A 20,636-nucleotide genomic window follows, 5' to 3' on the forward strand; every position below is an offset into this window, starting at 1 on the left:
TCTATTCAATTGGATCATCTTGTTTGAGAAACCGCAGGTTTCTCAGAATGCCCTTATACTTAGAACGCTTAAGTGGTGAATGGCGAAACAAACTCCTGAAACGCTCTTCCCCCAGCAATTCCCAATCGCCAGATGTCATATTCAATATTCCCGGTATCGGACTAAATGCCGGCTCCTTAGTAGGTTGGGAAAACCTGTTCCATGGACAAACATCCTGGCAGATATCACACCCAAACATCCAGTTGTTGAATTTTCCCTGCATCTCAGAGGGGATCAGTAAATCTTTCAGTTCTATAGTAAAATAGGAAATGCACTGGCTGCCATTAATTGTTTTATCAGGTAAAATAGCATCGGTAGGACAAGCTTCTATACAACGGGTACAGGTACCGCAATAATCTTTGGTATAAAGATCATCATATTCCAATTCAAGATCCGTTATAAGGGTTGCTAGAAAAAAGAAAGAGCCCGCTTCTTTGTTGATCAGGTTGCCATTTTTTCCAATCCAGCCAAGGCCACTTTCCCTTGCCCAGGATCTTTCCAGCACGGGTGCTGAATCTACAAAGCCCCTTCCATTCACATCTCCTGCCAATTCGCGTATACGAAACAGTAAGTGATGCAGTTTTTCCCTGATTACTTCATGGTAATCATGGCCATATGCATATTTAGATATCCCGGGAAGATTTTTTTCCTGCACTTCTTCAGGGTAATAATTCATGAGTAGGGTAATAACGGACTTTGCACCAGGCACCAATTTGCTCGGGTCAACCCGAAGGTCAAAATGATTTGCCATGTATGACATGCTGCCATGGTAATTATTATTTAACCAGTTTTCAAGGCGCCTTGCATCGTCATCCAATCGTCTGCTTCTTGCAATTCCACAATGCAGAAATCCAAGTTCAGCAGCATAGCTTTTTATCTTTTCAGAAATTTTAATCTCGAAATTCAAAGAAAATGTTTTGTTAAAATCAAATTTCTATTATTTTTCGGGTTCTAAACCCATCCTTATGAATATCCGTAGCATCGGCACATTCATTTTTTGTTTTTTTATTTCAGTAGTTTGTGCCCAGGATAAATCCCCGATCAAATTCGGTAAAATCAGTCCCGAAGATTTTAAGCAACAAGCTCCCAGCTTTGATACGAGCGCAAATGCCATAATTATTTCAGATGTCGGTACTTCCCGAATTTTACCAAATAACTCCGGCGGATTTGGATATGAATTCCAACGCCAGTTGCGCGTGAAGATCCTCAATAAAAATGGTCTTGATGCAGGTGATTTCAATATCCCTGTTTATATATCCCGTAATTCAGAAATGAAGGAAGAGTTGCGTGCCCTTAAAGCATTTACCTATAACCTGGAAGGTGCTAAAATAGTGGAAACAAAGCTTGATAATTCACAGGTTTTTACGGAAAAAGAAAACCGGAATTATCACATGAAAAAATTTGCCCTACCTGCTTTGAAGGAAGGCTCCATTTTCGAGATCAGTTATACCATCCTATCTGATTTTCTTTTTGATTTCCGTCCCTGGCAGTTCCAGGGCGACTATCCCTGCCTCTGGAGTGAGTATAATGTAGAGATACCTGAATACTACCACTATGTTACATTAACACAGGGTTATCTTCCTTTTCATATCAATAAATCAAAGGAAACATCCCGCACTTTTCTTATCAGGCCGAAAACCGGTCTCGATGCCAATAGCAGGCCATTTTCCATTGATGGTATGGTTGTTATGAAAACCTGGGTCATAAAAAATGTACCATCCTTAAAGGAAGAAGCATTCACTACAACAATTAATAATCACCGCAGCAAAATTGAATTCCAGCTTTCTGCAATTGTTTATCCCCAAAGTCCGATTGATTATGTAATGAACAGCTGGCCAAAAGTTTCAGAGGATATGATGAAACATGAAAATTTTGGTCTTCAGTTGTCAAAATTCAACGGTTGGCTCAAAGATGAATTGGAGAATGTAATTGGTAAAACCACTGATCCGCACGAGAAAACAAAGAAAATATTTGAATATGTTAGAGATAATTATACTTGTGTAAGCCGGGGAAGCATTTATACCAGCACAACCCTTAAGAGTATCTTCAAACAAAAAAGCGGAACAGCAACCGATTTAAATCTTTTGCTCACTGCAATGCTGGAGCAGGCCGGCATTGAGACGTATCCTGTATTGCTTAGCACGCGTCGTCACGGTTTTACAAATGAGATTTATCCACTGATGGACAGGTTCAATTATGTGGTTACAGCTGCGCTGGTTGGTGAAAATGATTACCTGCTCGATGCCAGCATTCCGGAACTTGGGTTTAATATGCTCGATGAATCATGCTATAACGGTCATGCCCGTGTGTTGACCAAAGATCCACCGGCAATATTTCTTTCATCTGACTCCCTCCTTGAAAAGAAGGTGACCATGGCCTTTATTATTCCTGAAAACGGACAGTTCAATGGATATGTAAAAACACAGATGGGCTACTATAATTCATTAAGGTACAGGCACGCCATTAAACAATCAGGAGAAGCAGGTATTATAGAAAAACTTAAGACAAGCCTTGGACCGGATTTTATTATAAAAGACGCTCGTTTTGATTCGCTTACACAGCTTGAGAAGCCTATTGCATTGCATTATAATATTTCTCTTAAAGCTGACGATCCTGAAATAATCTATCTCAATCCTATTATTGGTGACGGATACAAAGAGAACCCTTTTAAATCTGCAACCCGCTTATATCCCGTGGAGATGCCATACCGTATTGATGAAACTTACCTCCTTAATCTGGAGATCCCTCAAGGCTATGTTGTTGATGAAATTCCTAAATCAGCAAAAGTATCCCTCAATGATAGCGACGGTTATTTTGAATACCTGGTTTCATATGATAAAACCCGGATTCAACTCCGATGCAGGTTATTGTTGAATAAAACCACCTTTGTTCAGGAAGATTATGAGATCCTTAGAAATTTTTATGGCTTTATCGTTAATAAGCAGGCAGAACAGATCGTACTCAAAAAAACCGCGAAACCATGAGTAGTCATTTGAAGAAGCTTTTTTTCCTTGCTTCATTTCTTACGGCGGCCAGTTTCAATATATCGGCGAGCGAATATCCATTCATGAATATCCCGGCACAACTGGTAAAAAATTCGAATGCGGTTATCCGTCTTCAGGAACAGGTTATTGAAATTCACTCCCTGGGAAAGATTACGGTTAAAGACCGCCGTATCGTTACCATCCTCAATGCGTCAGGCGATCAGCACGCATATCTGGTAGCCGGTTATTCTAAAATGGTATCTATTGAAAAAATCGATGGAACACTCTTTGATGCTGCAGGCAATAAAATTCGCAGCTTAAAAAAATCGGAGATCAAAGATGAAAACTATACCATCTCCGGTCAGATGATTGATGATAATCGCTATAAATACCATAATTTTTATCATAGAACTTACCCGTATACAGTAGCGTATGAGCTTGAATATAGCCAATCGCAAAGTCTTTCTATCCCTGATTGGACTCCGCTGAGAACCCGGGGAGTTTCAGTGATGCAAAGTAGTTATACTGCCATCATGGATAAGGACTACCAGTTAAGAACAAGGGAGTATAATATATCAAGCCCAGCTGTTATTTCAAACAACGGTTCAAGGAAGATCCTGAAATGGTCGATCTCAAACCATCCTGCAATTGTTGGAGAATATGCAGCACCGTCCATAGAAGAATTGGCACCCCATATTACAATATCTCCTTCCACTTTTCGGATCGATGACTTTAATGGCTCCCTCAGCAGTTGGGAAGACTATGGTAATTTTTATGCTAAACTTAATGCTGGAAGAGATCAGCTACCCGAAGCTACCCGCCAAAAAGTAAAACAACTGATAGAAGGGTTGAAAAACGACGAAGAAAAAGTAAAAACAATTTATCATTATCTACAGCAAACCACACGCTATGTTGGTGTTCAGCTGGGGATTGGAGGGCTCCGTACTTTCCCTGCCAGTTATGTTGTTGAGAATGGATACGGCGACTGTAAAGCCCTTTCAAATTATATGGTTGCCCTGCTAAAGGAAGCAGGTATAAAGGCACATTATGTGCTTATTGGTGCAGGGGATGATATGAGGGAATTTCCTGCAGATTTTCCTTCAGATAATTTTAATCATATTGTATGCGCAGTTCCACTGAAAAATGATACTATGTGGCTGGAATGTACCAGCCAAACTAAGGCAGCAGGATATATGGGAAGCTTTACAGGAAATAGAAATGCATTACTTGTAACAGAGGCTGGTGGTAAGCTGGTTCGCACTCCTGCATATAAAAAAGACGATAACCAATTCTGGTCAAAAGTAACCGCAACATTAGAAACCGATGGTAGCCTCAGGGCATCTCTGATTAATCATTACCAGGCACTCTGTAGTGATGATGTTCATGCCCGCATCCATCATTATTCAAAAGAGGAACTTCAAAAATACCTGAAGAAAAATATTGACCTGCCGGATTATGACCTCATTTCATTTGACTACAAAGAGTTTGAGGGAAAGCTGCCTGTCATTATGGAAGACCTGAATATCATTGCGCATAACTATGCCCAGTTTAGTGGTAAGAGATTATTTATTCTGCCTAATATCGGTAATAGATGGAGCACAAAAATAAATACTGATACTGCGCGTCTCTATAACATTGAACTTTCTGAAGAAAGGATTGAAAACGATACGGTTCACATAACTATACCGCCGGGTTATCTGGTAGAAAGCAAACCCAAAAACGTTGATCTCAAAACTCCTTTCGGTTCATATAATTCTACAATAGAATATACTGACGACAAAATTATCTATCATCGTAGGTTAGAACTGAATAAAGGCAATTTTAAAGCGAACGCTTATAATGATCTGGTGGCTTTCTATGATAATATTTATAAGTCTGATAATAGCAGGATTGTATTTAAGAAAACGGAATGATCAGATTATTGAATCGATTGTTCAACCACTTGTCTGATCTCTTCAAAAATGGTTCTTTTCTGATCGGGGCTGTCAGATTTCGTAAAAACAACCGCAGCATAGCCTTTTCCGCGATGGATCCATGGCCAGGTTCCGCTGATACCCGGGCAGTTCACAAGAATGCCATTCCCTTCGGCATCCTTCTCCTCGATCCAGCAACCAAGGCCGTAGGAATTGCCCTGTGATAAGGGTGATGTATAAACTATTTTTGCATCGGCAGCCTGCAGTTTCAGGATCTCATTAACAGAGCGCTCTGTCAGAACCTGTTTGCCATTGAATTGCCCCTTATTGAGTAACATCGCCAGGAATTTTATATAATCTTCAGCTGAGGATTTTCCACCCCCTGACGGATTCTCTGCATAGGCATCATCGCTCATGAAATTTGTTCTCTTAAAACCAAGGTGTTTTCCGATACGGTCGCGCACCAGCCTGTCAAAATTCTTCTTACTGATGATCTCTAATACCCGTCCAGCTATATTATGACCGATGTTTCCATAATAGAATTCTGTTCCCTGTTTCGATTTAAGATTCCTGTCTTTTGCGATGGCATTCACCTCCTCTTCAAGCGTATTATATTTTTTCTTTTTGATGGCGGCCCTGAAACTGGGAAGATCCGTTTCTATCCCCGTTGTATGTGTTAAACAGTGACGAAGAGTAATATAGCCTTTGCTATAACTCTCCAATGCGGGTATATAATCACCCAGGCGATCGTCGAGTGATATCTTGCCTTCTTCCACGAATGTCATGACCAATGCAGCTGTAAGCCATTGGCTTGCCGCACCAATATTTTCCTGCTGGGTGGTTTTCATCTCACCAAACTCACGTTTATATATATCCTTTCCATCCTTATAAATGATCATGGCAAAATCTGTCCCGAGATCCTTACTATTCTTCTCAAGTACGGAAGTAATTGCAGGGATATCAATAAGTCCGGCCCGAAGTTTTGGCTTGGCCTGTGCCAAAATATTAGCGGACGGGGCCAGTGCCAGAGAAAAGAATAAAGTCTTCAAAAGGTTACTCATATACAATGATTAGGAGATAAAATTAAGCGTTGAATGCTGCTAATAACGTTAAAAACCATACTTATATGTTTTATACTGAAAAAATTACAGGAAACCAGAGACAATACTGCTCTGGCGTCAGGTCGTATTGTTTTTTTCTGCCATAGTTGCCGGAATAAAAGCTTGGACAGAGGTTTGATGATTGATAATACAACCTAGAAGAAAACATAAATATGAACCTGAATAATTTTACCGTCAAGGCGGGTGAGCTTATCCAGAATGCACAGCAGTTGGCATTTAACGGTCAGCATACCAATATTGAAACAGAACATTTATTAAAGGCATTGCTCGACCAGTCCGATTCACCCATCGAATATCTTCTTAAAAAGAATGCCGTTAACATTACCCAACTTGAGGCACAGCTTGACCAATTGATTGATAAGCTTCCAAAGGCACAAGGCGAGCCTGCTCAGGCAATCAGCCGTGATACCAATAATGTGGTACTTAGGGCTGGTTCTGTCCTCAAATCATTTGGCGATGAGTTTGTAACGCCTGAACACCTTTTGCTCGCCATTCACCAGGGCAATGATTCTACCGCAAAACTGCTCAAGGATGCGGGACTTACTGAAAAAGGACTTATTGCCTCTATAAAGGAATTGCGAAAAGGTGATACCATCACTTCCCAAACCCAGGAAACCCAGTTCAATACGCTTAACAAATATGCCAAAAACCTCAATGAACTTGCAAGAAATGGAAAGCTTGACCCCGTTATTGGACGCGATGAAGAGATCAGGCGTACACTTCATATTTTAACGCGTCGTAGCAAGAACAATCCCATCCTTGTGGGTGAGCCAGGTGTTGGTAAAACTGCCATTGCTGAAGGCCTCGCAATGCGCATAATGAATGGTGATGTGCCGGAGAACCTGAAAAGCAAGATCATTTTTGCGCTTGACATGGGCCAGTTGATTGCAGGTGCCAAATATAAAGGTGAATTTGAAGAACGCCTTAAAGGTGTTGTGAACGAAGTGGCCAAAAGTGATGGTGAGATCATTCTGTTTATTGATGAGATACATACCCTGATAGGCGCAGGTGGTGGAGAAGGCGCAATGGATGCTGCCAATATTCTTAAGCCTGCTTTGGCAAGAGGTGAGCTGAGAGCAATAGGAGCAACTACTCTTAATGAATACCAGAAATATTTTGAGAAAGACAAAGCACTTGAACGGCGTTTCCAGAAAGTAATGATTGATGAACCATCTGTAGAAGATGCTATTTCAATTTTGCGCGGAATCAAAGATCGTTATGAAACGCACCATCATGTACGTATTAAGGACGAAGCAATTATTGCGGCTGTTGAGTTATCGCACCGGTATATTACTGACAGGTTCCTCCCTGATAAGGCTATTGACCTCATTGATGAAAGCGCTGCAAAACTCAGGCTCGAGATGAATTCCATGCCGGAAGAACTCGATAAACTCGAGCGCCAGATAAGGCAGCTCGAAATTGAGCGTGAAGCCATCAAGCGGGAGAATGATGATGAAAAACTTAAGGAACTTGGAATAGAAATAGGCAACCTCAGCGTTGAGCGTGATACCCTGAAAGCCAAATGGCAGCAGGAAAAAGATATGGTGGAGAAGGTTCAGACGGCAAAAGCATCGATAGAGGATTTGAAGCTTGAAGCAGAGAAAGCAGAGCGTAACGGCGACTATGGAAAAGTTGCCGAGATCCGTTATGGAAAAATCCAGGAGCAGGAAAAGATAATCAACGACCTAAGTGCAGAGTTGAAAGAATACAGCCAGCATAGCAGCAGGCTTATGAAAGAGGAAGTGGATGCAGAAGATATTGCAGAATCAGTGGCAAAAGCTACTGGTATACCGGTTGCAAAAATGTTGCAGAGTGAAAAAGAAAAGTTACTCCAGCTGGAGGATCACCTGCACGATCGTGTGGTAGGACAGGAAGAGGCGATCACTGCCGTTGCCGATGCCATTAGAAGAAGCAGGGCTGGACTAAGTGACCCGCGCCGACCTATCGGATCATTCATTTTCCTTGGTACAACCGGTGTGGGTAAAACAGAATTAGCAAAGGCTCTTGCTGCCTATCTCTTTGATGACGAACACATGATGACCAGGATAGACATGAGTGAATACCAGGAAAAGCATTCTGTTTCCCGACTTGTAGGCGCCCCTCCGGGTTATGTTGGTTATGATGAAGGAGGCCAGCTTACCGAATCTGTAAGACGTAAACCTTATAGTGTTGTTTTACTTGATGAAATCGAGAAGGCACACCCTGATGTTTGGAACGTGATGCTGCAGGTACTGGATGATGGCCGACTCACCGATAATAAAGGCAGGGTTGTGGATTTCAAGAATACCATAATAATTATGACAAGCAATATCGGAAGTCATATTATACAGGGAAATTTCGAAGATGTTACAGAAGACAATAAAGAAGAAGTAGTAGATCGTACAAAGCGTGAAGTGATGGACTTATTAAGGCAGACCATCCGCCCTGAGTTCCTGAACAGGGTCGACGAGATCATCATGTTCCAACCCCTGATGAAGAATGATATCCGGAACATCATCCGCATTCAGTTAGCTCAATTGCATGAACTGGTGGCAAAGAATAATATTCAGCTTAAGTTCAGCGACTATGCGATTGATTTCCTTGCCGAGCATGGATTTGATCCTGTATTTGGTGCAAGGCCGCTAAAGAGACTCATTCAGAAGGAGATCGTCAACCAACTCAGCAAGCGCATACTCATGGGTGATATAGAAAAGGATCGCCCGGTTTTAGTGGATGTATTTGATGGTGTTGTTGTTTTCAGGAATGATTAATTTTAAAGATGTGTTATTATAACCGGCTGATCATTCCGGTCAGCCAATCTATACAATTGGGAGATTATGCCATAGCACTGCCGGAAGGCTGTCCTATGGCATTTCCTGTACAGAGTGGATTTGAATATGCACAATGGCCTATTATTAGAATACATTCCGGAAATGATCTGCCCGAGGCAGTTATGGCACATTGGGAATTTATAGCACCATGGATGAAGACAATGAAGGATGTTGAGGCAGGCCGGCAAAAATATACCACCCTGAATGCTGTTGGTGAAAAGGTGTTGGAATCAAAACTTTATCGGGAAGCTGCCCTGCACCAAAGATGCCTGGTGCCCTCCAGTGGATTTTATGAATGGCGCCACTGGAAGCCGGAGGGAAGTAAGAAAGACCTTGCTATACCCTATTTTGTTCATCTGCCGGCACAGGAGATTTTCTTTATTGCAGGCGTATGGCAAAACTGGACCGATCAGGCTACTGGTGAATACCTGACCGGATTCGCATTACTCACCACTGCTGCCAATTCATTAATGGAACAGGTGCATAATAAGAAAAAGCGCATGCCGTTGGTGCTACCTCCTGATCTGGCGCTTGAATGGATAAAACCTGGCCTGTCAGAAAAACGCATTCATGAATTATCCAATTACCAGGCGGAGGCTGCCCTGATGAAAGCAAGCCCCATCCGTAAAGATTTTCGCACCGCACTTGATCCCCTTGAAAGTTGGTCTTATGAGGGCTTACCTGAACTGAATTTTTAATATGGTCAGGTTCACAGCACATATAGAGAAATTTGGACAGATGGGAGAAAAAACCGGCTGGACATATGTTAAAGTTCCCGCAGCAATTGCAATAAAACTCAAACCGGATTGCAGGAAGTCGTTTAGGATTAGGGGCAAATTGGATGATCTGGAAATATCGGGAATGGCACTGATGCCCATGGGGGAGGGTGATTTCATCCTGGCGCTTAAAACGGAACTGCGCAGGAAGCTGTTAAAACGTGCAGGTGATACGCTCAAACTTGCCCTGGAAGAAGATACAATTCCATATGAGTTAAATCCTGATCTACTGCTATGCCTGAAAGATGAGCCCGATGCGTTTGCCTATTTTAATACACTTACGTCATCGCACAAAGTGTATTTCAGCAAATGGATCGATTCGGCAAAGACCGAAGAAACAAAAGCCAGCCGCATTGCCGAAGCGGTTATAGCCCTTTCAAAGGGCTGGGGATATCCTGAAATGTTAAGGGCCAGGAAGGCCTGAACAATTGTAGCCGGCTTTTGTTGATATATTTACAAACCAAAGCCCTGCCAAACAGAACAAACCATGATAAATCAGAATAAATTAGAGATCATTGAGCCCCGGACAGTATGGATCGGGGAAGAAAAAGCAGAATTAAGCCTTGTAATGTATGGCGATTATGAAAGTGAAGCCTGTGCCAAAGCACAGGATGTGATCGATCTTTTGCTCAAACAATATGATGGGCGTATTAGATTCCAGTTCCGTCATTTTCCACTAACCCGAATCCACCAATTTGCCCATAAGGCAGCCGAGGCAGCAGTGGCTGCTGTACAGGAAGGGAAATTCTGGGAAATGCATCATCTTCTTTTCGCACATCGTAAAAGATTGGGATCCATTAGCTTAAAAGAATACGCCCTTGAAGCCGGCGTAAAAGACAAGAATTTTATTCCAAAATTGGTCGACTCGGTTTATGGTTGGACAGTAAGGGCAGATCTCCTGGAAGGAGTGGGAAAAGGAGTACGTGATGTTCCTGCCCTTTTTATAAATGACCAGCTTTATGAAGGCAAGTTTACACAGCCTGCTTTGTCAAAAACTCTCCTTGAAAGGTTACCTGCCAGGAAGAAAAGAGCATAAGAATCCTGAAAACAGGTACCTTTGCAGCCTTATTTTTTAGAATATGCTTTTGTTTAAGGAGTTTACATTTGATTCTGCTCATTTTTTGCCAAATGTTCCTGAAGGTCATAAATGTAAAGAAATGCATGGCCATACCTACCGGTTAAGGGTATGGGTGGAGGGCCCCTTGCACCCCCAACTCGGATGGGTGATGGATTTTGCCGACCTTAAAAAAGTGGTTAAACCTGTGGTAGAAAGTTTGGATCATAAGTGTCTGAATAATCTGCCGGATTTAGAGAACCCAACTTGCGAGCGTATAGCCGTTTATATCTGGGATAAAGTGAAACCACAGTTACCCTTACTAGTTAGAGTGGAGCTACATGAAACCCCTACATCTGGGGTTATCTATGACGGGAAATAACGATTTGGAAACATATATATTAGGGTTAAAAAGCTTAACTTTCTGATCCTTATAAATATTGTTAACCATTAATAATTACACCATGAGCACAAATGCAGAAGACCTGAAGAATGCTGCCTCCGAAGGCGCTGAAAAAGCAGCTGATAAAGTTGAAAGTTCCTGGGAGAAATTTGAAGGTAAAGCAGAGGAGACCTGGGATAAGGTGGAAGACAAAGCGGAAGCCCTCTGGAAACAGTTACAGGCAAAAACAGGATTCAGTGATGAAAAAATCAATGACCTGAAACAAAAAGCATCCGGCCGTTATGACGATATGAAGGCGGAAGTTGAAACCTGGGATGACGAAGCCAAAGAAAAGTGGGAAGAACTGAAAGGAAAAGCAGGTGGCTGGTGGGCAAGCATCAAAGATAAATTTGATGGCGACGAAAACAAAACCGCTTAAGCGGGTAATTAATAAAAATCTGCCTGGCTTTACCAGGCAGATTTTTTTGCTATTCTGTTTGCCATTCCCTGGAAGATGAAATAATGGAAAGGAAGCATCATGTACCAGTATAATCTTCCCCCCAATCCTCTTGGCCTGAATGTTGCTGTCTGCTGCAAATAGTTTTTATTGTCATTATTAATGACCCTGAATTCAAGCCAGGCCTCGCCGGGTAATTTCATTTCGGCATAAAGAAGTAATCTCATTTCCTTTTTATCCGCAATCAATACCCGCCAGAAATCCAGCGCATCACCACTATGGATCTGGAGCTTATTTGTTCTGCCCCGCCTTAATCCTACCCCTCCCGCCATTTTATCCATGACCCCTCTTGTTCGCCATAGCCAGTTTCCATAATACCATCCCTGTTGCCCGCCAATCTGCCAGATATTATTCATCACCGGTTCTATTTCCCCATTGATCTCTTTTACCTTTTTATCAATAAAACATCCGAAGATAGGAACCTCAACCCTGTTCATCCAGTCGGTGGGAGTGGAGGAGGCAACAAATGCATCTTTCCAGCTGCTTAATACGAGATTTTGTTCAATTTTCTGAAAAGCCAACGAAACTGATTCCTGGTATGGCAACAGTGTTATTCCCAATACCTTTGAAAGATTATTTGGCCTGCAAATGATAGGGATCTTCATACTATCTACCAGATTCACCGCCAGGGGATATGAAGTAGAAGTAATAAAATATAACCAGTATGATGATAGTCGGGGTGTCATTACCGGCAATGTATATATCCATCTTTTAAGGGATCGCACTTCGGCAAATTTTAAAAGCATCTCCCGGTAACTAAGAATTTCTGGTCCCCCGATATCAAAATCGCGGTTATAAAATTCAGGACGATTCATAACACCTGCAAGAAACTGTATTACATTCCGGATGGCGATAGGCTGGCACGATGTGTTAAGCCATTTTGGTGTCACCATCACTGGCAACTTTTCAACAAGGTCGCGGATTATTTCAAATGAAGCGCTCCCTGATCCAACGATAATACCCGCCCTTAATGTTGTAACCGGAATTCTTCCTCCACGAAGAATTCTTTCAACCGCCAGCCTTGAAGAAAGATGTCGCGACAATTGTTTTTCATTAACGATACCACTGAGGTAGATCACCTGCTGACAATTCGTAGGCTCAAGTAAGTGAAGGAATTTTTCTGCCGATCTTGTTTCCATGCCGCTGAAATCACTATCAGCACTCATCGAATGAACAAGATAATAGGCTATATCAATATTTTCGGGAAAGCAGGAGGGTGACTTCTCCTCCAGGAGGTCGACCTCAATCACCGATAACCGTGGATGCTGATGTTCTTCCTCAAACCGCCTTCGGTTGCGTACGCTGCAAACCAACTCGTGCCCGGCTTCCAGCAGGGTTGGGATAAGCCTCTGCCCTATATAACCATTTGCTCCGGTAATGAGGATGCGCATTTCCTCATAACAGGGATGGCATGGATTATGTTGATACAACCTTAAGACCAGCCAATAATAAATTGTTCTGATTATCGTTTTTTTGCGTAGAAGGGCCTTAATCGGTAACTTGCCGATGGTCCTGTGATAAAAAGCCGTTTATGAAATTGAAGTTAGTAGTAGGAGGGCTCTTTGCCCTTCCAGTAGTGTTAAGTGTGATTGGTTGTGAAACTGTTTATTCCAAAGAACAGCAAACCAAAGGTGCAGATAGTACAGTGGTTAGTGCAGATACAACAGATAAGTCTGTTTCCTCTTCTGCCTCCCCTATAGTAGCCCCCCTTTCAAATGTTGATACAGCAGTATTTAATAAAAAAATCATTTATATCGCCAATGGCGATACAACAGGCCGGTGGCCGGTAAAAACCGACTACCCGGTTAATGGTGCAATTCTTCCTTTTAAACGAATTATTGCTTATTATGGAAACCTATACAGCACCCGAATGGGTATACTGGGAGAGTTGCCGCCAGCTCAGATGCTTAGCAGGTTGAAAGACGAGGCTAAAAAATGGGAGGCCGCTGATCCGGAAATGCCGGTTCAACCAGCACTGCACTATATTGCCGTTACCGCCCAGGGGAGTCCGGGTAAAGGAGGAAAATATCGTCTTCGAATGCCCTTCCACCAGATCGATTCAGTTCTCAATATGGCTAAAAAGATCGACGCCATTGTGTTTCTTGATATCCAGGTTGGCCTTAGTAACCTTCAGTCAGAAATTCCTGAGCTCGAAAAATACCTGAGCATGCCTAATGTTCACCTCGGTATTGATCCTGAATTTTCAATGAAAGGGGGACAGGCTCCCGGAAAAGCTGTCGGCACATTCGATGCTTCCGATATCAATTATGCAACTGAATATCTCGCCGACCTGGTAAAGAAAAATAACCTGCCCGCAAAAGTTCTCGTGGTTCACCGCTTTACCCAGAAAATGGTTACCAACTACAAGCAAATTAAAACACGCCCCGAGGTGCAGGTAGTGATGCATATGGACGGTTGGGGAGCGCCTGCACGAAAGATCAATACCTATCGTTTATTTGTACAAAGAGAGCCCGTTGAATTCACAGGCTTCAAGATTTTTTATAAGAATGATTTGAGGGAAACACCTTCCAGGATCATGACACCCGAGGAGTTGCTTAAACTCAGACCGATGCCGATCTATATTCAGTACCAGTAATAAAACTGACTATCACAGATCATCAGAATACTTATGACCAGTGAACAGGAAAACTATCTGCAGCTTGCCATCCAGCAATCTGATAAAGGTATGGAAGATGGCCATGGCGGACCCTTTGGGTGTGTAATCGTTAAGGATGGAAAAGTTCTGGTAGCTACCCATAACAAAGTGTTATCAACTAATGACCCTACCGCACATGCTGAAGTAGTAGCGATCAGGGAAGCATGTCGCCTGCTGAATGATTTCCAATTAACCGGATGTGAACTGTATGCTTCCTGTGAACCCTGCCCCATGTGTATGGGCGCTATTTACTGGGCAAGGCCAGGCAAGGTTTATTTTGCAGCAACGAAGAGAGACGCAGCTGATGCAGGATTTGATGATTCATTTATTTATGAAGAGATGGATGTAGATTATGGCGACCGAAAGATTCCATTCATTTATCTCTCACTCGAAGCTGCAAAGCAGGTCTTTGAAAAATGGAAAGCTAAAACGGATAAGGTACTTTACTGAGTATGCAACATACGCAATACTACAAAGGCAATAACCACCAGCGCTAGCAGCAGTATAACTGCCAGTAGCACCCATAGATTACCTTTCCATTTCCTTTCCTCCCTTTTTTGTTTCTTTTGTTGGAGAAATTTTTTCAGATCCTGGTTTAGTTGGGTAACCAGCTCCTGAAGTTGTTCTTTATTTCCAAATTCCTGTAAGCCTTCCAGTGCATCCGCAGCAAATTCATTCTGGCCAAGCCACTCTTCCACAGCATGCTGGTCTGTATGAGATAACCTTCCGCTGATATAATCCATCAGAAGCTGGTTGTCAATATCCTTATTGCTGTTTGCCAATATGTTCAACAATTGCTTGTTCATTGGTGCTCCTTTTGCTGAAGCCTCTTGAGTATCATGAGTTTCAGGTTTCGTTTGCCATTCTGGATGAAACTCTTCACCTGCAAAAGGCTGAATCCCGTTTCTTCAGATACCTGCTGATAGCTTTTCTTATTCAGGTAAAATAATGTTATACATTGCTGTTGGTCGGCACTGAGTGTTTGTAAACCCTCATGCATCCAATCCAGCAACTGGTCTTTTTCACGGATAGCATTAATAGCCGTTTCATCTTCGGGTAAAAAGGTATGGTCATTCAGTTCGAGGGCTTTCCTGTGTTTGTTGCGGAACTGCATCAGACAGTGATTCTTCGCGATCATATAAAGCCATGATTTGAAATATTCCACCCGGTATTTTTCAAGTTCTGTAATGGCTTTCAGAAAGATCTGTTGAACTGCATCCCTTGCTGCTTCTTCATTCTTGAGGTATTTCATGCAAACACCCAACAATAATAAAGTGTATCGCTGTAGCAAAATGCCAAGCCACTCTTTGTTATGATCAGCATAAAAGCGGTCAAGCAATTCTTTTTCACTTATATGATTGTACCTGTCTGCGTTCACAACAACAATTTATTGTTTTTTTGTAAGATGCCGGTATAGGCTATTTCCATAATTTGTGCCATCATATGATAAGTGAACGTATTTATATTCCCGTTGTTGCCGTTTGCCCGGTAAGGGCTGCGGCCGACCATCGAAATGAAATGACCAGCCAGCTCCTGTTGGGAGAACAGGTTCATATATTAGATGAGATAAATAATGAGTGGCTTTTTATTCGCTCCCTCCATGATGGGTATGAAGGCTGGTGCCAGAAGATACAACTGGCACCATTAACTGATGAGGCTGTTTCCATCAGGGGATATTTCAGCGGTATGGCGGGCATTGCTAACGTAAACGGGCAGCCGATGCCTGTTTTCCTCGGAACACCTGTATATGAGGCACCCATTATTGCAGGTGCTTATTCGATTTCCTTTGAGGGATTATCAATCACACCATCCGCAGCACACATCAGGACTATTTTACATCAGCATGCATTGGAATACCTCAACACATCCTATTTATGGGGTGGACGTACAACTGCAGGGATAGATTGTAGTGGTTTTGCTCAGATGGTATATCGTCATGCAGGAATTCATCTCCTTCGCGATGCCTATCTGCAGGCTACCGATGGAATGGCAGTTGGGTTTTTGCAGGAAGCAAAATGTGGTGACCTCGCTTTCTTTGAAGAAGATGATGGTCGCATCACCCATGTGGGAATCTTACTCAACGATCATGAGATCATTCATGCCTCCGGTAAGGTCCGCATAGATAGTATCGATCATGCAGGAATAATAAATCGCGACACCGGTAAAAGAACCCACAAGTTGCGCATCATCAAGCGCTACCTGGATTAAAGAGTTTTCTTATCCAGTTGAACAGGAGGCTGTCCCAGCCAAGCAATTTGAAAGCAGTATAAAACAGTATACCCGCGAAGATCTTTTTCATTAGTACTGTATCTATTCTGGCGGCGATCTTACCCCCAAAATGACCCCCGAAAATAAAACCGATCGCTAATAGTCCAATGATCCTGAAATCAATTGGGTTGGCCGTGTCTTTACAGTATTTATAATATTGAAGGAAGCCGAGCACAACCACAGGCAAGGTAAGTACGCCCAGAGAAGTTCCCTGGGCCTGGTGCTGGGTATAATTAAAAAAATAGATCAGCAGGGGAACTAGTATTATGCCACCTCCCACGCCAACCAATCCGCTCAACACACCGGCGGCCAGCCCAATGACTATAATGGTGATCAGTTCTGGTATATTCATGTGCTAACGGAGATGGATAGCTTATTTCTGGAATGTTTCTTTATAGAACCTCATAGCTTCCTGGATAATATCAAGAGCAGTGGCTTTATCCTGGAATTCATTTACCTGCACGGTCTTATTCTCAAGCTTTTTATATTCTTCAAAAAAATGCCTGAGCTCTTCAAAGAAATGCTTTGGTAACTCTTCAATATTGTTATAATAATTCACGCTCGGATCATTGGCAGCAACAGCAATGATCTTATCATCCGCATCACCACCATCAATCATCCGCATTACACCCACCACCTTTGCTTCCATAAGGCACATGGCCTGAACAGGTTGCGAGGTGATCACCAGGATATCCAACGGATCCTTATCGTCACCATATGTTTTTGGTATAAAGCCATAATTACAGGGATAGTAAAAAGAAGAATAAATGATCCTGTCAAGTTTAAGCAGGCCACTGTCTTTATCGATCTCATATTTTGCCCTTGAACCCTGGGGAATTTCAATAACGGCGGTAACTATGCGTGGCGCATGTTCTCCTGTAGGGATGCCATGCCATGGATGTGAAACGGTGAGCATAAATTATTTCAGTTTTTGGTTAAGATGAACCCGGCTGCTGTTGCACCAAAACCCAGCAGCAAAGTGGCTGCAATATACGACAGGGCGGTGGAGTAGTGGCCACCCTGCAACAATTGTACATTTTCTGTGCTGAATGCCGAATAGGTGGTGAACCCACCGCAAAACCCTGTTGCCAGCAATAGCCGCATGGCATCATCGGTGCCGGGGCGGTTAAAATAGCCTACAACCAACCCGATGATCAATGATCCTGCTACATTCACTGTTAGCGTGGCCCAGGGGAAATGGGAAGGCCTGATCAGCTGGCTGGCTGCGTACCGTAGCACCGAACCCACCATACCGCCCAAGGCAACGAAGAGATAATTTCTCAGCATGATCAGTGGATATCTTTAAAGTCTACCAGCCACTCTCCATTTATTTTTACAATACGAACGGTGGTGGTATCCTTATTCTTATATGTATTTGTATAGGTGTAATTCACTGTGGAGTCATTCACTGTTTCAATATTTACCGGAAGGATATTGGCATCCTTGAAGCGCATGCGTTCTTCAGTATCCAGTTTATTGTAGAAATCGTTTTTCCATTTATCGAAGATCATCTGGTTGGTAGAGTCTTTCAATAGATAGAATTCTGCTTTGGCCATATTGCCATCCAGTGATGCACGGATGAATTCTCTTCCTGCATCCTGTGCATCTTCCGCCTTTTTAAAAGCAGCATCATTGGTGCAGGAACCGAATAGGCAGGTGATGAGTAAGGCGTTCAATAGGAGGGTGTTCTGATTCATACCCACAAACTTAAATAAAAAGGCGTCAGTACGATACCGACGCCTTTATTTGGTTTTTACACATTGTTCAGGAGGAATGATCCTCTCTCTCTTTTTCTCGATCGTAAGCCCTGATAATGGCTTTAACCAGGCGGTGACGAACAACGTCCTCTTCATCAAGAACGATGTGCGAAATGCCGTCTACATTTTTGAGGATCCGTACCGCTTTTTCCAATCCGCTTCGCTGGTTCTTGGGAAGATCCACCTGCGTAAGGTCACCGGTAATGATGGCCTTTGCATTGGCGCCAATCCTCGTCAGGAACATCTTGAGCTGGAGGTCGGTAGCATTTTGCGCTTCATCAAGAATGATGAACGCATTGTCTAGTGTTCGGCCGCGCATATATGCAAGCGGCGCGATTTCAATGGTACGGTTACTCATGTAATAGCCGAGCTTGTCGGCCGGGATCATGTCATCCAGGGCATCATATAACGGGCGTAAGTAAGGGTCAATCTTTTCCTTGAGATCGCCGGGAAGGAAACCCAGGCTTTCTCCAGCTTCCACTGCCGGACGTGTAAGGATGATCTTCTTCACGATCTTGTTTTTCAAGGCCCTGACGGCAAGAGCAACTGCGGTATAGGTTTTACCTGTTCCCGCCGGACCGATTGCGAAAAGAATATCATTCTTGTCAACACCCGTAACCATCCGTTTCTGGTTGGCAGTACGTGCACGAACTGTTTTCCCATTTGGACCAAACACGAGAATGTCATTGGGGTTGCGCTCCACAAAATGGTCAACCGTTTCGGCATCATCGCCGCCAAGGATCTGTTCAAAATAATTCTCACTCATATGGCCATTGCGTTCAAGGTACTGAACGATCAGGTCGATCTTTTCCTTCGCCGTATCTACCTGTTCGGGAGCACCGCTGAGTTTGATCTGTGTGCCGCGGGAGAGAATTTTTAAAAGAGGAAACTTTTTCTTGAGAATGTCTAATTTGCCGTTGTTAACTCCGAAAAATTCAATTGGGTTAACGGTTTCGAGGTTGATGATTTTTTCTGTCAATGCGCTACAATTTTAAATTCACAATTAATACCATCGGCAGTCGCGATTCTCTCATCGCATGCTTTACAAAGAAGCTTAGTAAATATAATTCTGTGACTATATAGATGCAAAGTTACTTATACACAGATTGTGGATATTGTTAATATTCTGAACGCTCATATAGATCCCCTGCAACCCGGGGACCCGCATTTGCAAACAAGCTTTCCATCATGATGAGTATCGCCATAATTGCAGGTAAGCTCTTCTCCTTTTTTGAGTTTCCGAAGTGTGTAAAATTCTACCCGGCCATAACAACATCTCATATAGGTATTGGGAATACAGGAGTGATTAACATATCGTAAGGCATTGGATTTTCTACTTGCATCAAGTGCAAGTCCATCCCCGAATTCAACCATGGCAACTATCTTTTTTCCCATCACTCTTTTACGCGCTTCTCTCACTGTGATAATCTCTCCTCCCAGATTGCCGATCTTTACACGCGCGGCAATAGACTGTTCTGTAAAACAGCCCCTGCCATCAATATTGCTCCTGCCAACACGCAACTTATACAGTAGTTCTTCCGGCATCTCCATTCTTTTGTTCTGTAACTTCCACCCAGGTGTGATCGGCCAGTAAACGTACGCCGGCAATGAATTGCTTAAAAGGTGCAGAGGCGCCCCATTCAGCGGGACTCACCATGGAAAGAATAAATGTATCATCTTTCTTTTCGTAGAGGTAATATATATGTCCGATGACAGGTTGAAAATTCAATTTCGCGCCATATACGATCATCGATAATTCCTTTCTTTTGCGGATCTCCTGCGCCTGCCTTGCCAACAATTCAATCTGTTCGCGGATCTGGTTCAGGTGCATATTTGTTTGTTCCTCCATCGCCTGCAATGCCTTATGTCTTATCACACCTTCCTCGGTGGGTTTTATCATCACACTGCCAACAGAAGATGCATAGGGTAATACACTCATTTGCTTATGGTAGATATCTATGTTGCGGAATGGATTGCCTTCCTTATCTGATGACTCCTGTGATATCTTCAGATAACCATTGGGCATAATTTCCTTCTTCACGCGAAGAACAATATTATCCTCACGAAGAAATTGCACATCAATAGTTGAAGCATTCAGGATCTCTGCGCGAATACTATCAGCCAGTGTTTTGTCGGAAAAGGGTTGCAGCATGCCATCCGGTCTTAGTTCGTATTGGGAGAAAAAAGCTTCATTGTCTAGCGTGACCCAGTTAATCTGTATCGAGAGTTCCTGTTGTTGTTTGGTAGATTCAATACGATAGTTGCCCGAACGTGGCGGCATGCCCTGCTGGTAGTCACATTTCTCCGGAAATAATTGCCAGGACGCAAGAAAATTATATGCTTGAACCATGATGGGAAA

Annotated in this window: 23 protein-coding genes; 11 read left to right on the forward strand and 12 right to left on the reverse strand. The window is 42.9% G+C overall.

Annotation, left to right across the window (positions count from 1 at the left end; genetic code table 11):
* Nucleotide 1: 1 nt before the first annotated feature.
* Nucleotides 2-946 (reverse strand): tRNA epoxyqueuosine(34) reductase QueG, encoded by a 945-nt coding sequence (queG, locus tag HY58_RS04880; RefSeq protein WP_039128777.1) that lies wholly within the window; start codon nt 944-946, stop codon nt 2-4.
* Nucleotides 947-1,004: 58 nt separating this feature from the next.
* Here queG and HY58_RS04885 point away from each other — a divergent pair, with 58 nt between their 5' ends.
* Nucleotides 1,005-3,023, forward strand: a complete 2,019-nt coding sequence (locus tag HY58_RS04885; protein ID WP_052323850.1) for a DUF3857 domain-containing protein — start codon at nt 1,005-1,007, stop codon at nt 3,021-3,023.
* The gene (locus HY58_RS04890) at nt 3,020-4,936 is read left to right on the forward strand and encodes a DUF3857 domain-containing protein (RefSeq protein ID WP_082022048.1); all 1,917 of its coding nucleotides are present in this window, start codon (nt 3,020-3,022) and stop codon (nt 4,934-4,936) included. The genes HY58_RS04885 and HY58_RS04890 overlap by 4 nt, the downstream gene beginning before the upstream one ends.
* A gap of 5 nt (nt 4,937-4,941) precedes the next feature.
* Here HY58_RS04890 and HY58_RS04895 read toward each other — a convergent pair whose 3' ends face one another.
* Nucleotides 4,942-5,997: a serine hydrolase gene (locus HY58_RS04895; RefSeq protein WP_039128780.1), complete on the reverse strand. Its 1,056-nt coding sequence runs from the start codon at nt 5,995-5,997 to the stop codon at nt 4,942-4,944.
* 212 nt (nt 5,998-6,209) lie between these two features.
* Between HY58_RS04895 and clpB the strand changes: the two genes are divergently transcribed.
* The 6 genes from clpB (at nt 6,210) to HY58_RS04925 (ending at nt 11,518) form a co-directional block, all read left to right on the forward strand.
* Entirely contained in the window at nt 6,210-8,807 is a 2,598-nt protein-coding gene (gene clpB / locus HY58_RS04900) for an ATP-dependent chaperone ClpB (protein WP_039128782.1), read from the forward strand.
* Between the two features lie 8 nt (nt 8,808-8,815).
* Nucleotides 8,816-9,565, forward strand: coding sequence for an SOS response-associated peptidase (locus HY58_RS18720; protein WP_052323851.1), 750 nt, complete (start codon nt 8,816-8,818; stop codon nt 9,563-9,565).
* Between the two features lies 1 nt (nt 9,566).
* On the forward strand, nt 9,567-10,067 hold the full coding sequence (locus HY58_RS04910; RefSeq protein WP_039128785.1) for a YdeI/OmpD-associated family protein: 501 nt from the start codon (nt 9,567-9,569) through the stop codon (nt 10,065-10,067).
* Between the two features lie 63 nt (nt 10,068-10,130).
* Complete coding sequence (locus HY58_RS04915) at nt 10,131-10,679, forward strand: thioredoxin domain-containing protein (protein WP_039128788.1); 549 nt, start codon at nt 10,131-10,133, stop codon at nt 10,677-10,679.
* Between the two features lie 43 nt (nt 10,680-10,722).
* On the forward strand, nt 10,723-11,079 hold the full coding sequence (queD, locus tag HY58_RS04920) for a 6-carboxytetrahydropterin synthase QueD (protein WP_039128791.1): 357 nt from the start codon (nt 10,723-10,725) through the stop codon (nt 11,077-11,079).
* Nucleotides 11,080-11,161: 82 nt separating this feature from the next.
* Nucleotides 11,162-11,518 (forward strand): hypothetical protein, encoded by a 357-nt coding sequence (locus HY58_RS04925; protein WP_039128795.1) that lies wholly within the window; start codon nt 11,162-11,164, stop codon nt 11,516-11,518.
* Nucleotides 11,519-11,547: 29 nt separating this feature from the next.
* On the opposite strand, the gene HY58_RS04930 is transcribed toward HY58_RS04925, so the two are convergent.
* Nucleotides 11,548-12,987: an SDR family oxidoreductase gene (locus HY58_RS04930; protein ID WP_039129695.1), complete on the reverse strand. Its 1,440-nt coding sequence runs from the start codon at nt 12,985-12,987 to the stop codon at nt 11,548-11,550.
* Between the two features lie 140 nt (nt 12,988-13,127).
* Between HY58_RS04930 and HY58_RS04935 the strand changes: the two genes are divergently transcribed.
* Together HY58_RS04935 and HY58_RS04940 are read left to right on the forward strand one after the other, a co-directional pair.
* A complete protein-coding gene (locus tag HY58_RS04935) occupies nt 13,128-14,192 on the forward strand; it encodes a hypothetical protein (RefSeq protein WP_039128798.1) in 1,065 nt (354 codons plus the stop codon).
* Nucleotides 14,193-14,225: 33 nt separating this feature from the next.
* Nucleotides 14,226-14,702: a nucleoside deaminase gene (locus HY58_RS04940; protein WP_039128801.1), complete on the forward strand. Its 477-nt coding sequence runs from the start codon at nt 14,226-14,228 to the stop codon at nt 14,700-14,702.
* On the opposite strand, the gene HY58_RS04945 is transcribed toward HY58_RS04940, so the two are convergent.
* Both HY58_RS04945 and HY58_RS04950 read right to left on the reverse strand, forming a co-directional pair.
* The gene (locus HY58_RS04945) at nt 14,696-15,058 is read right to left on the reverse strand and encodes a hypothetical protein (RefSeq protein WP_156123574.1); all 363 of its coding nucleotides are present in this window, start codon (nt 15,056-15,058) and stop codon (nt 14,696-14,698) included. The two genes, HY58_RS04940 and HY58_RS04945, sit on opposite strands and share 7 nt — an antisense overlap.
* A complete protein-coding gene (locus HY58_RS04950) occupies nt 15,055-15,630 on the reverse strand; it encodes an RNA polymerase sigma factor (RefSeq protein WP_052323852.1) in 576 nt (191 codons plus the stop codon). Before HY58_RS04950 ends, HY58_RS04945 begins: the two co-directional genes overlap by 4 nt.
* Before the next feature lie 65 nt (nt 15,631-15,695).
* Between HY58_RS04950 and HY58_RS04955 the strand changes: the two genes are divergently transcribed.
* Complete coding sequence (locus HY58_RS04955) at nt 15,696-16,460, forward strand: C40 family peptidase (protein ID WP_039128806.1); 765 nt, start codon at nt 15,696-15,698, stop codon at nt 16,458-16,460.
* Here HY58_RS04955 and HY58_RS04960 read toward each other — a convergent pair.
* The 7 genes from HY58_RS04960 to HY58_RS19315 form a co-directional block, all read right to left on the reverse strand.
* The gene (locus HY58_RS04960; RefSeq protein WP_052323853.1) at nt 16,441-16,872 is read right to left on the reverse strand and encodes a TSUP family transporter; all 432 of its coding nucleotides are present in this window, start codon (nt 16,870-16,872) and stop codon (nt 16,441-16,443) included. The two genes, HY58_RS04955 and HY58_RS04960, sit on opposite strands and share 20 nt — an antisense overlap.
* Nucleotides 16,873-16,893: 21 nt before the next feature.
* Nucleotides 16,894-17,436, reverse strand: coding sequence for an inorganic diphosphatase (locus tag HY58_RS04965; RefSeq protein ID WP_039128808.1), 543 nt, complete (start codon nt 17,434-17,436; stop codon nt 16,894-16,896).
* An 8-nt stretch (nt 17,437-17,444) separates the two neighbouring features.
* Entirely contained in the window at nt 17,445-17,807 is a 363-nt protein-coding gene (gene crcB / locus HY58_RS04970) for a fluoride efflux transporter CrcB (protein ID WP_039128811.1), read from the reverse strand.
* A gap of 2 nt (nt 17,808-17,809) precedes the next feature.
* Nucleotides 17,810-18,217, reverse strand: a complete 408-nt coding sequence (locus HY58_RS04975) for a DUF4878 domain-containing protein (RefSeq protein WP_039128814.1) — start codon at nt 18,215-18,217, stop codon at nt 17,810-17,812.
* A 67-nt stretch (nt 18,218-18,284) separates the two neighbouring features.
* Nucleotides 18,285-19,256 (reverse strand): PhoH family protein, encoded by a 972-nt coding sequence (locus HY58_RS04980; protein WP_039128817.1) that lies wholly within the window; start codon nt 19,254-19,256, stop codon nt 18,285-18,287.
* A gap of 155 nt (nt 19,257-19,411) precedes the next feature.
* The gene (locus tag HY58_RS04985; RefSeq protein WP_052323854.1) at nt 19,412-19,822 is read right to left on the reverse strand and encodes an SET domain-containing protein; all 411 of its coding nucleotides are present in this window, start codon (nt 19,820-19,822) and stop codon (nt 19,412-19,414) included.
* On the reverse strand, nt 19,800-20,627 hold the full coding sequence (locus HY58_RS19315) for a DUF2452 domain-containing protein (protein WP_156123575.1): 828 nt from the start codon (nt 20,625-20,627) through the stop codon (nt 19,800-19,802). Before HY58_RS19315 ends, HY58_RS04985 begins: the two co-directional genes overlap by 23 nt.
* Nucleotides 20,628-20,636: the final 9 nt, after the last annotated feature.

This window comes from Flavihumibacter sp. ZG627 (genome assembly GCF_000814325.1).
Classification (GTDB): Bacteria; Bacteroidota; Bacteroidia; order Chitinophagales; family Chitinophagaceae; genus Flavihumibacter.

Bases quoted from the DNA above. Each gene is read 5' to 3' on its own strand.
- HY58_RS18720 (WP_052323851.1), top strand. From the start codon at position 8,816: ATGTGTTATTATAACCGGCTGATCATTCCGGTCAGCCAATCTATACAA.
- HY58_RS04955 (WP_039128806.1), top strand. From the start codon at position 15,696: ATGATAAGTGAACGTATTTATATTCCCGTTGTTGCCGTTTGCCCGGTA.
- queD (WP_039128791.1), top strand. From the start codon at position 10,723: ATGCTTTTGTTTAAGGAGTTTACATTTGATTCTGCTCATTTTTTGCCA.
- HY58_RS04915 (WP_039128788.1), top strand. From the start codon at position 10,131: ATGATAAATCAGAATAAATTAGAGATCATTGAGCCCCGGACAGTATGG.
- HY58_RS19315 (WP_156123575.1), bottom strand. From the start codon at position 20,627: ATGGTTCAAGCATATAATTTTCTTGCGTCCTGGCAATTATTTCCGGAG.
- crcB (WP_039128811.1), bottom strand. From the start codon at position 17,807: ATGCTGAGAAATTATCTCTTCGTTGCCTTGGGCGGTATGGTGGGTTCG.
- HY58_RS04945 (WP_156123574.1), bottom strand. From the start codon at position 15,058: ATGAACAAGCAATTGTTGAACATATTGGCAAACAGCAATAAGGATATT.
- HY58_RS04910 (WP_039128785.1), top strand. From the start codon at position 9,567: ATGGTCAGGTTCACAGCACATATAGAGAAATTTGGACAGATGGGAGAA.
- clpB (WP_039128782.1), top strand. From the start codon at position 6,210: ATGAACCTGAATAATTTTACCGTCAAGGCGGGTGAGCTTATCCAGAAT.
- HY58_RS04890 (WP_082022048.1), top strand. From the start codon at position 3,020: ATGAGTAGTCATTTGAAGAAGCTTTTTTTCCTTGCTTCATTTCTTACG.
- HY58_RS04935 (WP_039128798.1), top strand. From the start codon at position 13,128: ATGAAATTGAAGTTAGTAGTAGGAGGGCTCTTTGCCCTTCCAGTAGTG.
- HY58_RS04895 (WP_039128780.1), bottom strand. From the start codon at position 5,997: ATGAGTAACCTTTTGAAGACTTTATTCTTTTCTCTGGCACTGGCCCCG.
- HY58_RS04985 (WP_052323854.1), bottom strand. From the start codon at position 19,822: ATGCCGGAAGAACTACTGTATAAGTTGCGTGTTGGCAGGAGCAATATT.
- HY58_RS04940 (WP_039128801.1), top strand. From the start codon at position 14,226: ATGACCAGTGAACAGGAAAACTATCTGCAGCTTGCCATCCAGCAATCT.
- HY58_RS04925 (WP_039128795.1), top strand. From the start codon at position 11,162: ATGAGCACAAATGCAGAAGACCTGAAGAATGCTGCCTCCGAAGGCGCT.
- HY58_RS04965 (WP_039128808.1), bottom strand. From the start codon at position 17,436: ATGCTCACCGTTTCACATCCATGGCATGGCATCCCTACAGGAGAACAT.
- HY58_RS04975 (WP_039128814.1), bottom strand. From the start codon at position 18,217: ATGAATCAGAACACCCTCCTATTGAACGCCTTACTCATCACCTGCCTA.
- HY58_RS04885 (WP_052323850.1), top strand. From the start codon at position 1,005: ATGAATATCCGTAGCATCGGCACATTCATTTTTTGTTTTTTTATTTCA.
- HY58_RS04930 (WP_039129695.1), bottom strand. From the start codon at position 12,987: ATGCGCATCCTCATTACCGGAGCAAATGGTTATATAGGGCAGAGGCTT.
- HY58_RS04960 (WP_052323853.1), bottom strand. From the start codon at position 16,872: ATGAATATACCAGAACTGATCACCATTATAGTCATTGGGCTGGCCGCC.